Source organism: uncultured Gemella sp. (assembly GCF_963519265.1).
Classification (GTDB): Bacteria; Bacillota; Bacilli; order Staphylococcales; family Gemellaceae; genus Gemella.
In genome coordinates this window covers 1-13,173 of the sequence record NZ_CAUQNQ010000037.1, presented here as the reverse complement: position 1 = coordinate 13,173, position 13,173 = coordinate 1, and the positions used below count along the sequence as shown (strand labels likewise).

Here is a 13,173-nt window from a genome sequence, read left to right as displayed (position 1 = left end):
TAGAATTATTAATCATAAATAAAATAAAAGAGGGATATACCAGTGAAAATTTTAAGAGAAATTATGGAGTGGGTAGTAGTTGTAGTAGTTTCTATTGCTATTTATCTGCTTATAAGCACATATCTTATCGCACCTTTTACTGTAAAAGGACATTCGATGGATTACACATTTGCTGATAACGATAAAGTTTTCGTTAATAAATTCAGTAAAAATTATGAGCGTGGAGATGAAGTTGTATTCCATGCAAATGAAACTGACGATTATATTAAACGTATAATCGGAGTTCCAGGAGACACTATAGAATACAGAAATGATGTACTATATGTGAATGGTCAGAAAGTTGAAGAGCCATACTTAGCTCAAAAAATTAAAGAAGCTAAAGCTTCTGGAACTGCACCATTCACACCAGATTTTAATATTGAATTTTTAAGTAGTACAAAATCTAAAACTGTTCCTGAAGGTACGTACTTCGTATTAGGGGATAACAGACAACACAGTACAGATAGCCGTGTATTTGGATTTGTTAAGAAAGAAGCAATGATTGGGAAAGTAAGCTTAAGATACTATCCATTTAGTTCATTCAAATTCTTTTAATAAATACTAGAAAGAAAAATTTAATATATCGAATTATTTTAGTTGCTAAAAATTTAGCGTTATGCTAGAATAATATACGGGCACTCTTAAAGAGTGATTTAAGAAACCACCCCCTGCGATAATTTCGTAGGGGGTTTATTATTTTTAATAGAAGGAGAACACAATGACAAAGTATATTTTTGTAACAGGTGGAGTAGTATCATCATTAGGAAAAGGTATTGTAGCGGCATCAGTAGGTCGTGTATTAAAAAATAGAGGATTAAAAGTAACATTACAAAAATTTGATCCATATTTAAACGTTGACCCAGGAACAATGAGTCCATATCAGCATGGAGAAGTTTTTGTTACAGAAGATGGAGCTGAGACTGACTTAGACTTAGGGCACTATGAAAGATTTATCGATGTTAACTTAGGTCAATATTCTAACGTAACTGCGGGACGTGTTTATTCTTCAATTATTGAAAAAGAACGTCGTGGAGATTATTTAGGAGGAACAGTTCAAGTAATTCCTCACGTAACAAATGAAATCAAATCACGAGTATTACTAGCAGGGGAATCTAGTGATGCTGATGTTGTTATTACAGAAATCGGTGGAACAACAGGAGATATCGAATCTTTACCATTTTTAGAAGCAATCCGTCAAATCCGTAGTGATTTAGGACGTGAAAATGTATGTTTTATTCACTGTACATTATTACCGTACATTAAAGCTGCAGGAGAGATGAAAACTAAACCAACACAACAATCTGTTAAAGAATTACGTGGTTTAGGTATTCAACCAGATATTATTGTAGTTAGAAACGAACTTGCTCTAAATGACGAGTTACGTGCGAAGATTTCATTATTCTGTGATATTCCGAAACAAAATGTTATTGAAAGTCGTGACGTAAGTAACTTATATCAATTACCAGTAAATCTTAAAGCTCAAAAAATCGACGATATTGTCTTAAAACACTTCGGATTAACTGCACCAGAAGCAGATATGACTGAATGGTTAGCGTTAGTTGATAGAGTAGATAACTTAAAAGAAGATGTGAGAATCGCATTAGTAGGTAAATATGTAGAACTTCACGATGCTTACATCTCAGTTGTAGAATCTCTAAAACATGCAGGATATAAACATAATGCTAAGGTGAAAATTGATTGGATTCAATCTGAAGATATTACAGAAGAAAATGTTCATGAGTATCTTAAAGATGCAGATGGAATCCTTGTACCAGGTGGATTTGGTGATCGTGGAGTTGAAGGTAAAATTACTACTATTAAATACGCACGTGAAAACAAAGTTCCGTTCTTCGGTATTTGTTTAGGTATGCAACTTGCTGCTGTTGAGTTTGCACGTAACGTGTGTGGCTTAACTGGAGCACATTCTTCAGAATTAGATCCAAACACACCATACCCAATTATTAACTTACTACCTGACCAAGAAAATGTTGTAGAAATGGGAGGAACTTTACGTTTAGGAAGCTACCCATGTACATTGACAGAAGGATCTGTAGCTCACAAAGAATATGGAGAAATCAATATTACTGAGCGTCACCGTCACAGATATGAATTCAATAACTTCTATCGTGATCGTTTAACTCAAAAAGGAATGGTATTATCAGGAGTTAGTCCAGATGGTAAGTTAGTTGAAATCGTGGAAATTCCTGAACATCCATGGTTTGTAGCTGGTCAATTTCACCCAGAATTTAAATCTCGTCCAGAAAAAGCACACCCATTATTCGCTGGATTCATTAAAGCAAGTTTAGAAAATAACAGATAAGAATTTCTATTATAAATTATGAAATTATTAGATTTAATAACTGACCTTGAAGAAAATAGTAATGAACTTCTTGCAGAATCAATGTCAAAGTATATGCAAGATAAGTTTAGATTTTTAGGTGTACGTGGTGCAACTAGAACAGAAATTTATAAAAAATATTTTCCAGATGCAAGAAAGACTAAAACCATTGATTGGGATTTTGTTGAAAATTGCTGGAATAAAGAAGAAAGGGAATTTCAATATGTAGTTGTTTATTATTTAAAGGCCATGCAGAAATTCTTAAAAAGAGAAGATATTTCAAGATTAAAATATCTAATAGTGACAAAATCATGGTGGGACACTGTTGATTTACTTGCTAAGGTTGTAGGTAGTTTGGTTATTCGTATCGAAGGTTATGATCAAATAATGCTAGAGTGGAGTAAGGATAGTAATATTTGGTTAAAACGAGTAGCTATTTTGTACCAATTGTCACTTAAAGAAAAAGTAGATAAACAAGTTTTAGAAAGAATTTTAGTAAACAACCTAGGTGATAGTGAATTTTTTATTAATAAAGCTATAGGTTGGGCACTTCGAGATTATTCAAAATTTAATCCAGAGTGGGTTAGAGAGTTTATAGAAAAAAATAAAAATGGTATGGCTAACCTAAGTATAAGAGAGGCTAGCAAGTATCTAGATAAGTAAGAGAAAAGAGTGGTTTTTAATCGCTCTTTTTCTATTTTTAAGGTGAAAAATTTAAATAATAACTAATATTTAGTGGAATCGATAGTACATTTGTTCTGATTATCATATATAATGAACTAAGATATTACGATTATCACAAAGAAGTTAATGATTTCTCTTTTTTCATTATTAAGAAAATGTTATACTATTAATAAAAGATAAATTTGGAAGTGACTCGAAAATCATGATTTAGTAGAAACAAGATTTTGTCGAGTTACCTCGGTAAAATACTGAAATAAATATGAAGGATTTGGAAAAATGAAGAGAATGATTACAAGTTTTCTTATAGTGACTCTTTCTATTGTGCTATTGATAATACTTCCCTTTGTTTTAAAAACTCAACAAGAGGAGTATATTGATTTTTCAGAAGTTACAGAAACTGTTGATAATAGTGCTAAGGATGATGAAACTTTAAGAATTGGATTGATATCCGTAACTGGCGATAATAAGAGCTATATCTTGGAGAAAGAACTGGCTAATTATATCGGTGAAAAGTTGAACAAAAAAGTGAAGCTAATACAGAAAAAAAGTTATAGAGATATAAATGTATTATTAAAAAATAACAAGATAGATGTAGCATTCTTATCGACAGGGGCATATTCGCTATATGAAGATAAAGAGTCATTAGAACTTTTAGCTAGACCTAATAGGGGAAAAACATACTATCATCCTATAGTTATTGCGAAAAAGGATTCTAATATAAATACTATCGATGATTTAAAGAGCAAGAGTTTTGCTTTTGTTGATACTTATAGTTATTCTGGATATTTAGCGATGAATGATTATTTGAAAAAAAATGGTATGTCTGTGAATAAGTTTTTCAGTAATAGTTATTTTACTCATAGTCATGAAGAATCGATAAATCAAGTAGCAAATGGAACTGTTAAAGCTGCAATTGTTGATGACTGGGCATTACAGTATCTTTATAATAATTTTCCAGATACAGCACTTAATATAAAAATAGTAAAAACATTCCCTGAAGTAGCAACAGGACCAGTAGTAACTCACAAAAACTATGAAGAAAAAGATAAGCTTAAACAAATATTATTATCTATTGAAAAAGATAGTTCTATAAAGAATACATTATCACAGCTTCAAATAGAAAAGTATGAAGAAACAAAGGCTAGCGATTATCCTAATTTAATAAGTGAGGATTAATATATGGCAAAATTAAAGATAAAAAATAAAATTATTATATTTTTCGTTGTAATTTATACTATATATTTAGGTGTAATATTAGCCTATACGTATGTTAATAATAAAGATATTTTGGAAAGTGCACTTAAAGATAGAATTACACAGACTTACTATCAATTGTCAGGAAATATTTCAGAAAATATAAAAACAGAAAACACGTATGAAATACATCAAAAAATACATAGTGCTTCATTGAATAGCGAAGTTGCGTATATTATTGTCTATGATAATGAAAAAAATATATTAGGTAAGACGTTGAAAGAAGTTCCCCAAAAGATTGCCACTTTTAACGATGAACAGATAAATAATTTTAAAAAATATAGAAGTTCAAGAGGAGAATTATTAGAGTATATTTCTCCTATAGATGATGTTAATATAGGGTATGTAAGAGTTGGATTTTACACAAAAAATATTTATATGAAGACGTATAGTCAGTTTTTAAGAATATTGATTTTGAATATGATAGTATTTGTGATGCTATTAGTTATCGCATATTATGTTTCAAAATTAATAGAAAGACCTGTTCAAGATTTAACTTCTGTGACTGATGAGATTATTCGTGAAGGTGATTATAGAACAAAAATAGAGAAAGAAAATTATAGTCGCGATTTCCATGTTCTTGTCAGTTCCATAAACGAAATGGTTGAAAATAATAAAAAGAATAAGAAACTAAATAACTACCTATTAAATAAAATATTTAGAATTCAGGAAGAAGAGAAAAAGATGCTTTCGAGAGAACTTCATGATGAAGTTAGCCAATCTTTAGCTAGTTTACTATTTCTTATAAGTAATTTAGTTGATAAAGAAAGTGACCAGAAGAAAAAAGAACGTTTATTATTAATCCAGTCAGAAATAGAAAATAGTTTAAGTAACATTAGAAATATAGCTGTTAATTTGCGACCGCCTAGTTCAGAGCTGAGTTTAGGTGAAGTAATATGTAAATATATAGAAGATTATAAAAATTTATATGGTATAGATGTTGATTTTTATACAAATTATGAAGGTGGTAAAAACAATAATTTTGATATTACTCTTTATCGTATTGTTCAAGAATCTTTATCTAACATAAAACGCCATTCAGGAGCTTCGGAAGTACAAATAAAATTATATGAAAATACAGACTATATAATACTTACTATTGCAGATAATGGAGTAGGATTAACAAAAGAACGTGTAGAACTAGCAAAAGAACAAGGGCGTTTAGGAATTTATGGTATTCAAGAAAGGATTTTTGATTTTTCTGGAGAATTTAAACTATTAAAAAATGATAAGTATTCTACGATATTAATGTGTAGATTTAAAACGGAAATGATAACTGAGGAGCAGGCTAATGAAGATATTATTAATTGATGATCATAAATTGATAAAATTAGGAATTAAAGTCCTTTTAGAAGATAACGAAGAATTTAGTGTTATTGGTGATTGTGCAAGTAAAAAAGAATTTTTAGAAAAAATTAGCAATGACTCTTACGATCTTTTTATATGCGATATTTCGTTACCTGATGGAAGTGGCTACGATATATTAGAAATAATAAAAGAAAAAAAATTAAAAACGAAAGTAATTATTTTAAGTATGCATGAAGATAAATCTTACATGAAGAAAGCATTTAAATTAGGAGCTTCAGGTTATGTAACGAAGAGCACAGCACATGAGGAGATTCTTCAAGCTATAGATAAAGTTATGTTTAAAAATGATATATACCTAAATGAAAAATATGCTACAATTTTTTATGAATTATTTAAAGAAGATAAAGAGATAGAACTCAGTGATCGAGAAAAAGAAGTGGGGAGATACATTGTTGAAGGATATACACTTACTGATATCGGAGAAAAGTTGTTCTTAAGTGTAAAGACAGTAGATACATATAAAAAACGTTTGATGGAAAAAACTAATACGAAAAAAAGAAGTGAACTAGTAGAATATTTGAAGTCGAATTTAATATTATAGTAAACACAAAGAAAAATACGGATGATTGTAGAAATCAGTCGTATTTTTCTTTATAAAAAAACATCTCTATCAATTTAAGGAGGATCAATGATCTTAGTTGATAGAGATGTTTTATTTCATTAGTTTTCTAATTGTTTAGATGTTTTCTTGAATAATGTTAATGCGATGAATACGAATGCTAATACACAAGAAACGATTAATGCGTAGAAACCTCCGTCCCATCCGAACACGTCAACAAGTTTACCCATTACATAACCAGCACTTGCTGATCCAAGTAGGTAACCGAATAGTCCAGTAAGACCAGTAGCTGTACCTGTAGCAACACGTGGAACTAAGTCCGCTGCTTGAAGACCGATCATCATAACAGGTCCGTAGATTAAGAATCCGATAGCTACTAGACAGATGTTGTCGATAAGTGGGTTACCTGGAGGGTTTTTCCAGTAAATGAATACTGCAACAAGTACTCCAGTTAAGAATAATAACATTGGAGGAGCACGGTGTCCTTTGAACACTTTGTCACTTAAGTAACCACTAGCTAACATACCGAAGATACCAGCATATTCATATAAGAAGTAAGCCCAGCTTTGTTTATCAACAGAGAAGTGTTTTACTTCTTTTAAGTATGTAGGAGCCCAGTCGATGATTCCATAACGTACAAAGTATACGAATACGTTAGCAACTGCGATAGCCCATAGGAATTTGTTGTTAATAATGTATTTAAAGAAGATATCTTTTGCTGATAATGTGTGAGCAGATTCAACTTTTTCTACAATTTTTTCACCTTTCCATTCATCTACAGGTGGTAAACCTTCAGATTCTGGAGTATCTTTCATTAGGTAGAACATGATAATTGCTAAGATAATAGCAATAGTCGCTGGTAAGTAGAATAATGATTGCCAAGCACCAAAAACAGAAAGTCCTACAAGTGCAAGAGGTCCGATTAATCCACCACCAAGGTTGTGAGAAACATTCCACCAACTCCACCAAGCACCACGCTCAGAAGCTGAGAACCAGTTAGTCATTGTTTTAGCACCAGGTGGGTACCCCATACCTTGGAACCATCCGTTAAGTGCTGATAAGAAAATCATTAATGTTAATGAAGATAGCACTGCAGGAACAAGACCAAAAATTAAGCTGACAGCAGCAGAAGCAACTAAACCAATAGTAATAAAGTACTTAGGATTACTTCTGTCTGATACGTTACCCATGATGAATTTACTGAAACCATAAGCTAATGATAGAGCAAGTGAAACTTTCCCTAAGTCAGCTTTAGAGTAACCGTATTGGTCAATTAAATAAGGGATAGCAAGTGAGAAGTTTTTTCTAATTAGATAGTACGCTGCGTATCCAATGAATACTCCTGAGAATACTTGCCATCGAAGTTTTTTATATTCAGCATCTGTACGAGCACTGTCGATTCTCGGTTTAGGCGCTGAAGCTTTTAAAAATGAGAACATTTAAAATTCCTCCTTAACTTCAATTATGTATAATATTAAATTTAAATTAAAATAGTTTTCAGTGTTATAAAATTTTTTATCGAAAGTTTGTATAACAATCTTAAATTTCAAACTGCTTATTTATTTAAACTATTTAACTTATAAAACCATTATATACAACTGGAAAACGTTTGTAAATGATAATGCATGAAGTTTTTTTCTTTTAGAAAATACCTTACATTTAAAGTAGGAAAAATTCCTACAAATAAATATAGTTGACAAGTCAATTATATTGTAGTAAATTATCCATAGTTAAATGATTGACAAGTCAATTGATAAAGGAGAAAAATATGAATGTAAAAGAATATGTAAAATTATTGCATGACATAAAAATATTAGAAAGAAAAGTTGCGGATATATTTGAAAAGAAATTGGGAATTAGTTTAACCAGATTCCAAATAATTAAATATTTGTATGAAGTTGATGTTGCAACACCTAAGAAAATAGCACAAATATTAGAAATAGATGCTGCAGCTATAACAAGGCATTTAAAAAAATTAGAGGAGGGAGGATATGTAAGAAAAAAACGTAATGAAGATAATAACAGAGAAGTGTTAGTTGAGATTACAGAATTTTCTAAGAGTAAGATAGATCAGTGCGTCAAAGAAACTGATATTAGAACGTTAATTGATGAGAAATTTACCGATGATGATTTTAAGCAGTTGAAAATTCTTCTTAATAAATTTAATAATAATTTAAAATAAAAGAGGTATAAAGAATGAGTATAGTAACAACAATTTTAACAGTATTAGTAGCACTATTATTTTTCTATATTATGTATTTAGAAACTTTTACTACAGATTCTGATAGTACAAGTAGAGTATTTAATATTGAAAAAGAGGAATTACAAAGACCTAATCTGAATACATTATTTAAAAATCAAGGTGTATATAACGGATTAATAGGAGTAGGACTTCTTTATGGAACATTTTTATCAAAAAATCCTAAAGAAATTGTAGGAATGTTATTAATTTATATTATTCTTGTTGCAATTTACGGTGGTTTAACTAGTGATAAAAAAATTATTCTAAAGCAAGGTGGTTTACCAATCTTGGCTTTAATTTTATTATTATTCTAAGGAGGAATTAAAATGGGGAATACTGCAGTAATAATAGGTGCAACGGGTGCTGTAGGTAAAGAGATTTTAAAAGAAATATTAGGTGGTGATTTCTACGAGAGGATTTATGTTCTTGGAAGAAATTCTATATCACGATTACCAGAAGATGGTAGATTAACTAAGATAGTTATAGACTTTGAAAATATGAGATTCGATACAAGTATTCTAGATGATGCAGATGTCTTTGCAGCTCTTGGAACAACAATAAAAATCGCAGGTTCAAAAGAAAATCAAAGAAAGATTGACGTTGACTATACTGTGAATTTCGCTAAGCTTTGTGAAGGGAAGGTAAGAAGTTTTAATGTTGTTTCAGCAATAGGTGCTAATAGCAAGTCGAAAAACTTCTATAATTCACTAAAAGGTGAACTAGAGGATAAACTAAAAGAGATGAATCTTGGAACGCTTAGAATTTTTCAACCTTCACTCCTTATAAGCAGGCGCGATGATAATAGGTTTTTAGAAGAAATATTTATGAAGGTAGCGCCGATTTTTCAATTTGTATTAAAAGGGAAGACTAAAAAATATAGTCCAATAGAGGCTAGTTTATTAGGAAAAGTAATAGTTCGCTTTGCAACTGAAAATAAAGGTGAAGGAACATATACTTATAATGATTTTTAGAAGGGTGTAACTCGAAAATCACGATTTCGTAGAAACAAGATTTTGTCGAGCCTTCCCGAAAAGTTTATGAATTTTCTTGTAAACTTTTTTAATTTAGAACTTTTGACTCAACGCTTTTTAAATATAAGGGAAAATAAAAAGGGATTAATATAAAGAATCTGGAAATAATCGATAGTAATTATCAATTATTTCTAGATTTTGTTTTTTATTTATTGTACAATATAAATATAACATATATTAAGGAGTGATATTATGAAGAAGGAAATGGGACACAAATTTTTAAAAAATTTAGGTAAAACTAGATTGAGACCTGGAGGAATCAAAGGTACCAATTTTTTGGTTGCTCATATAGAATTTAAAAAAGGTGACAGGATTCTAGAAGTTGCTTGTAATAGGGGTGTAAATCTTCTTGCCTTAGCTAAACAATATCCAAAAACTACTTTCATAGGAATAGATGTGGATAAAGTAGCAATATTAGAAGCACAACTTGAGGCGATGAAAAATAATCTTAATAATATTGAATTTATTAGAGCTGATGCCTTCCATTTAGAATTTCCGGAAAATAGTTTTGATTGTATTATTAATGAAGCGATGTTAACTATGTTTAGTAATAAAAGTAAGACTAAGGCACTAAGTGAGTATTATAGGGTATTGAAACCAGGTGGATTACTATTAACTCATGATATCTTATTGCTGAACAATTACGAGAAAACAAAAAAACAATTATCTGATGCGATTAATGTAAATGTATCACCATTATCTAAAGAGGACTGGTTATCGTTATTTGAAGAAGCAGAATTTAAAACGGTCAATTATATGCATGATAAACTGACACTACTTACAGTATCGGGACTATTGGCAGATGAAGGCGTAATGAATTCACTAAGAATAATTAAGAACGGTTTTAAAAAAGATAATAGAAAGCAATTTATTAAAATGGGAACAACTTTTAAAAAATTAGAAAAAGATATGAATTTTATTTGTTTTGTTAATAAAAAAGTTTTATAATAAGAGTATGAAAACGTTTATATAAGAAATAGATATAAAATTATAATCAAGGAGAATTAGTATGAGTGTAGGAATAATTTTTGAAGAAGCGGGATTGTTAAAAAAACATGACAGATTTAAATTAGTAAAAAAAGTAGGGAAACAAGGTGAACTAATAGCGAAACATAACCATCCAGAAGCCTTGGTAGTATTTACTTGTGTTAAAGGAGAAGTTAAGGTGTACTTAAATGATGATGAAGTACATATTGTTGAACCAGGGAAAGTTCTTCATTTTGATGGAGACAATTATATTAATGCTGAATTTTTACAAGATGGAGAGGTATTTGTAACTTTAATTCATAAATAATTCCTTAAATTATCATGAGATATTTGGCGCATAGAATTGCATAAAATTAGAGTCTTCCAATTGTTTTTATAGCAATCTAAATTATTATTTTAAGGGAGGATATATTATGTTAAATCAAGTAATATTAATAGGAAGACTAGTTAAAAAACCAGAATTAAAAGAAAGTGATAAGAAAGTAAACTATATTAAAGCTACATTAGCTGTCCAATCTGATTTTAAAAATAAAGATGGAAATTACGATACAGAATTTTTTGAATTTACTACTTTTGGAAAAACTGCAGAAAATACTGCTAAATATTGTGAAAAAGGCAGCTTGCTTAATATAGTAGGAAGTTTGAATAACAATGTTTACACAGATAAAAATGGAGTAAAACATTATCAAATATCTATAATTGCTAATAAAGTTTCTTTTCTAAGTAAAGGAACGAAAAAAGAAGAACAAGAGTCAGAAGACGTATTTGTCTTAGGTCAATAAAAATAAATACTAATTTAGATTGCATAAATCTCTAACATAGGTTAAACTATGTTAGAGATTTATTTTCACACTTGTATTTTTTTTTCGTATAATAATAGATAAAAAATTAAAATTTATTAACAGAAAGGAAGCGGTATTATGGAAGAAATCAAAGTGAAATATTTTAAAGAAGGAAAATTGATGACAATACCAAAAAAAGAGAAGAATAAGATACCTGTGCTTCAAATAGTTTTAGAGATGTTAAAGGAAAAATCACTAGAGTTTACTGAGAAAGAATTAAATGAAGCAATTAAAGAGATTTATCCGGATTATTCTCTAATTAGGAGATATCTTGTTGATTATAAGTTCTTAGAAAGAGATAATTATGGAAAAATGTATAAGATAGTAGGGGGAAAAGATGAATAATACCAAATTTTATTATTTGTATAGTATTTTATCTACAACAGCACTATCATTCTTTAATCCGATTTTGTATATTTATCTGTTGTCAAAAGATTTCTCTTTTACTGAAGTTGGGTTATATTTATCGATTTTTTGGTTGGTTTCATTTATGACTGAGCTTCCATGTGGAGCAATCACCGATAATATCGGAGCAAAAAATAGTATTTTTCTAAGTGTGATTTTTAGGGTTGTTGGATTAATATTGTTGCTTAGCAATAGTTTAATATTGTTATATATATCTGCAATATTATCTGCCATTGCAGAATCATTTCAATCTGGAACTTTAACAAGTTGGTTGGTCAATGTAAACAATAAAAATAATGAAGAAATAGATATAGATAAAGTTCTTTCTAGAAATTCACTATATTCACTATTTTTCTCAGCGGTAATAGGATTTATAAGTGCAAAGTACGTGTATGTATATTATAAAAGTTTGTCGATAATATTGAGTATGTCAATTTTTATTATTTCGTTTTTATTTACATATTTATTTATGAAAAAATTAGAACAGACACAAAAAATATCTATTGAGAATTTAAAAGGTTCAATAGTTACGGTGAAAAATTCGTTAAAAGAAACACTTTATGTAAAAAGTAGTGTATTTCTTATGATACTGTTTGTTATTCCTTCTATTTTAGATCTTGGACCATCAAATCAGTGGCAAGCTGTATTTGAAAAATTAGATGCTGATATTATCGGTTATGTTTGGGTAGGAATCTCAGTTAGTGGAATGTTAGGAAGTGTAATATATGAAAAATTATCAAATAGATTATCAAAGTTACGCATTTTATATTTCTTTGTAATTGTAAATCTTGGAATTCTATTAATATTTATTTTTATTCAAAATGCATATGCTAAGTTTATACTATTTATGCTATTTATTATATTTTTCACTTTAATGAGCATACAGGTTAATGTATTTATGCATAAATATTTGGTAAAAAGTGACGAGAATAGGACGACAACAGTTTCTATATTTTATACTTTTGAATCTATCATTGTAGCAATATTATTGTCTGTAAATGGAGTGCTAACTGATAAAGTAGGAATAGAAAATACATGGTTAGCATTTATGGCATTTGTAGGAGTAATAATTTTATCATTTATGTTCGTAAAACTGAAAAAAAGTAGAATTAAATAGTTAAACAACTAATTTAAGGATGGGGATAATCCAAGAATCCTAAATAAAAAAATTTTTCATATGAGAATTAATAGCCGAAGTAGGTTATTGATATCTAATACACTTTGCGGGGATGACTCTATAAAATCGATTTTTCCGAAATCACGATTTTTGAGTCATTCCTTTTTTTTGTAAAGGCAAACAATTTATATTGCTTATTAATTAGATTAATAGTAAAATAATTAGTATAAACTTATATACAAGGAGTTCATATTGTGAAAAAATACAAATTATCAATATTATTAGCGAGTGCAGTATTAGGAGGAGT

The 13,173-nt window shown here is 29.4% G+C and carries 15 protein-coding genes; 14 read left to right on the top strand and 1 reads right to left on the bottom strand.

Going from position 1 to position 13,173, the window contains the following annotated elements; genetic code table 11:
* The first annotated feature begins 42 nt into the window (after positions 1-42).
* The 6 genes from lepB to RWN11_RS05155 all read left to right on the top strand — a co-directional run bounded on the left by lepB (position 43) and on the right by RWN11_RS05155 (position 6,224).
* Positions 43-594 carry a signal peptidase I gene (gene lepB / locus RWN11_RS05180; protein WP_304094405.1) on the top strand — a complete coding sequence of 184 codons (552 nt, stop codon included), beginning with the start codon at positions 43-45 and terminating at the stop codon, positions 592-594.
* A 163-nt stretch (positions 595-757) separates the two neighbouring features.
* Positions 758-2,359: a CTP synthase gene (locus tag RWN11_RS05175; protein WP_314160715.1), complete on the top strand. Its 1,602-nt coding sequence runs from the start codon at positions 758-760 to the stop codon at positions 2,357-2,359.
* Between the two features lie 18 nt (positions 2,360-2,377).
* Positions 2,378-3,040 carry a DNA alkylation repair protein gene (locus tag RWN11_RS05170; protein WP_314160714.1) on the top strand — a complete coding sequence of 221 codons (663 nt, stop codon included), beginning with the start codon at positions 2,378-2,380 and terminating at the stop codon, positions 3,038-3,040.
* A gap of 297 nt (positions 3,041-3,337) precedes the next feature.
* Positions 3,338-4,237, top strand: coding sequence for a phosphate/phosphite/phosphonate ABC transporter substrate-binding protein (phnD, locus tag RWN11_RS05165; protein ID WP_314160713.1), 900 nt, complete (start codon positions 3,338-3,340; stop codon positions 4,235-4,237).
* Positions 4,238-4,240: 3 nt separating this feature from the next.
* The gene (locus RWN11_RS05160; protein WP_314160712.1) at positions 4,241-5,626 is read left to right on the top strand and encodes a histidine kinase; all 1,386 of its coding nucleotides are present in this window, start codon (positions 4,241-4,243) and stop codon (positions 5,624-5,626) included.
* The gene (locus RWN11_RS05155; RefSeq protein WP_314160711.1) at positions 5,607-6,224 is read left to right on the top strand and encodes a response regulator transcription factor; all 618 of its coding nucleotides are present in this window, start codon (positions 5,607-5,609) and stop codon (positions 6,222-6,224) included. The genes RWN11_RS05160 and RWN11_RS05155 overlap by 20 nt, the downstream gene beginning before the upstream one ends.
* Before the next feature lie 119 nt (positions 6,225-6,343).
* Here the strand turns inward: RWN11_RS05155 and pgtP are convergent, their stop codons facing one another.
* On the bottom strand, positions 6,344-7,681 hold the full coding sequence (gene pgtP, locus RWN11_RS05150) for a phosphoglycerate transporter protein PgtP (RefSeq protein WP_314160710.1): 1,338 nt from the start codon (positions 7,679-7,681) through the stop codon (positions 6,344-6,346).
* A gap of 329 nt (positions 7,682-8,010) precedes the next feature.
* Here pgtP and RWN11_RS05145 point away from each other — a divergent pair, with 329 nt between their 5' ends.
* The 8 genes from RWN11_RS05145 to RWN11_RS05110 all read left to right on the top strand — a co-directional run bounded on the left by RWN11_RS05145 (position 8,011) and on the right by RWN11_RS05110 (position 12,866).
* Positions 8,011-8,424, top strand: coding sequence for a transcriptional regulator, SarA/Rot family (locus RWN11_RS05145; protein WP_314160709.1), 414 nt, complete (start codon positions 8,011-8,013; stop codon positions 8,422-8,424).
* 14 nt (positions 8,425-8,438) lie between these two features.
* Positions 8,439-8,798, top strand: coding sequence for a DUF1304 domain-containing protein (locus tag RWN11_RS05140; protein ID WP_314160708.1), 360 nt, complete (start codon positions 8,439-8,441; stop codon positions 8,796-8,798).
* Between the two features lie 12 nt (positions 8,799-8,810).
* Complete coding sequence (locus RWN11_RS05135; protein ID WP_314160707.1) at positions 8,811-9,455, top strand: NAD(P)H-binding protein; 645 nt, start codon at positions 8,811-8,813, stop codon at positions 9,453-9,455.
* 252 nt (positions 9,456-9,707) lie between these two features.
* Complete coding sequence (locus RWN11_RS05130; protein ID WP_314160706.1) at positions 9,708-10,463, top strand: class I SAM-dependent methyltransferase; 756 nt, start codon at positions 9,708-9,710, stop codon at positions 10,461-10,463.
* A 61-nt stretch (positions 10,464-10,524) separates the two neighbouring features.
* Entirely contained in the window at positions 10,525-10,809 is a 285-nt protein-coding gene (locus RWN11_RS05125) for a cupin domain-containing protein (protein ID WP_060914226.1), read from the top strand.
* Between the two features lie 106 nt (positions 10,810-10,915).
* Complete coding sequence (locus RWN11_RS05120) at positions 10,916-11,284, top strand: single-stranded DNA-binding protein (protein WP_314160705.1); 369 nt, start codon at positions 10,916-10,918, stop codon at positions 11,282-11,284.
* 138 nt (positions 11,285-11,422) lie between these two features.
* Positions 11,423-11,689 carry a DUF2087 domain-containing protein gene (locus RWN11_RS05115; RefSeq protein ID WP_314160704.1) on the top strand — a complete coding sequence of 89 codons (267 nt, stop codon included), beginning with the start codon at positions 11,423-11,425 and terminating at the stop codon, positions 11,687-11,689.
* Positions 11,682-12,866: an MFS transporter gene (locus tag RWN11_RS05110; protein ID WP_314160703.1), complete on the top strand. Its 1,185-nt coding sequence runs from the start codon at positions 11,682-11,684 to the stop codon at positions 12,864-12,866. The genes RWN11_RS05115 and RWN11_RS05110 overlap by 8 nt, the downstream gene beginning before the upstream one ends.
* Positions 12,867-13,173: the final 307 nt, after the last annotated feature.

Coding starts and splice junctions, on each gene's coding strand:
- pgtP (WP_314160710.1), bottom strand. CDS start 7,681: ATGTTCTCATTTTTAAAAGCTTCAGCGCCTAAACCGAGAATCGACAGT.
- RWN11_RS05155 (WP_314160711.1), top strand. CDS start 5,607: ATGAAGATATTATTAATTGATGATCATAAATTGATAAAATTAGGAATT.
- RWN11_RS05135 (WP_314160707.1), top strand. CDS start 8,811: ATGGGGAATACTGCAGTAATAATAGGTGCAACGGGTGCTGTAGGTAAA.
- RWN11_RS05160 (WP_314160712.1), top strand. CDS start 4,241: ATGGCAAAATTAAAGATAAAAAATAAAATTATTATATTTTTCGTTGTA.
- phnD (WP_314160713.1), top strand. CDS start 3,338: ATGAAGAGAATGATTACAAGTTTTCTTATAGTGACTCTTTCTATTGTG.
- RWN11_RS05115 (WP_314160704.1), top strand. CDS start 11,423: ATGGAAGAAATCAAAGTGAAATATTTTAAAGAAGGAAAATTGATGACA.
- RWN11_RS05140 (WP_314160708.1), top strand. CDS start 8,439: ATGAGTATAGTAACAACAATTTTAACAGTATTAGTAGCACTATTATTT.
- RWN11_RS05120 (WP_314160705.1), top strand. CDS start 10,916: ATGTTAAATCAAGTAATATTAATAGGAAGACTAGTTAAAAAACCAGAA.
- RWN11_RS05175 (WP_314160715.1), top strand. CDS start 758: ATGACAAAGTATATTTTTGTAACAGGTGGAGTAGTATCATCATTAGGA.
- RWN11_RS05110 (WP_314160703.1), top strand. CDS start 11,682: ATGAATAATACCAAATTTTATTATTTGTATAGTATTTTATCTACAACA.
- RWN11_RS05130 (WP_314160706.1), top strand. CDS start 9,708: ATGAAGAAGGAAATGGGACACAAATTTTTAAAAAATTTAGGTAAAACT.
- RWN11_RS05170 (WP_314160714.1), top strand. CDS start 2,378: ATGAAATTATTAGATTTAATAACTGACCTTGAAGAAAATAGTAATGAA.
- RWN11_RS05125 (WP_060914226.1), top strand. CDS start 10,525: ATGAGTGTAGGAATAATTTTTGAAGAAGCGGGATTGTTAAAAAAACAT.
- RWN11_RS05145 (WP_314160709.1), top strand. CDS start 8,011: ATGAATGTAAAAGAATATGTAAAATTATTGCATGACATAAAAATATTA.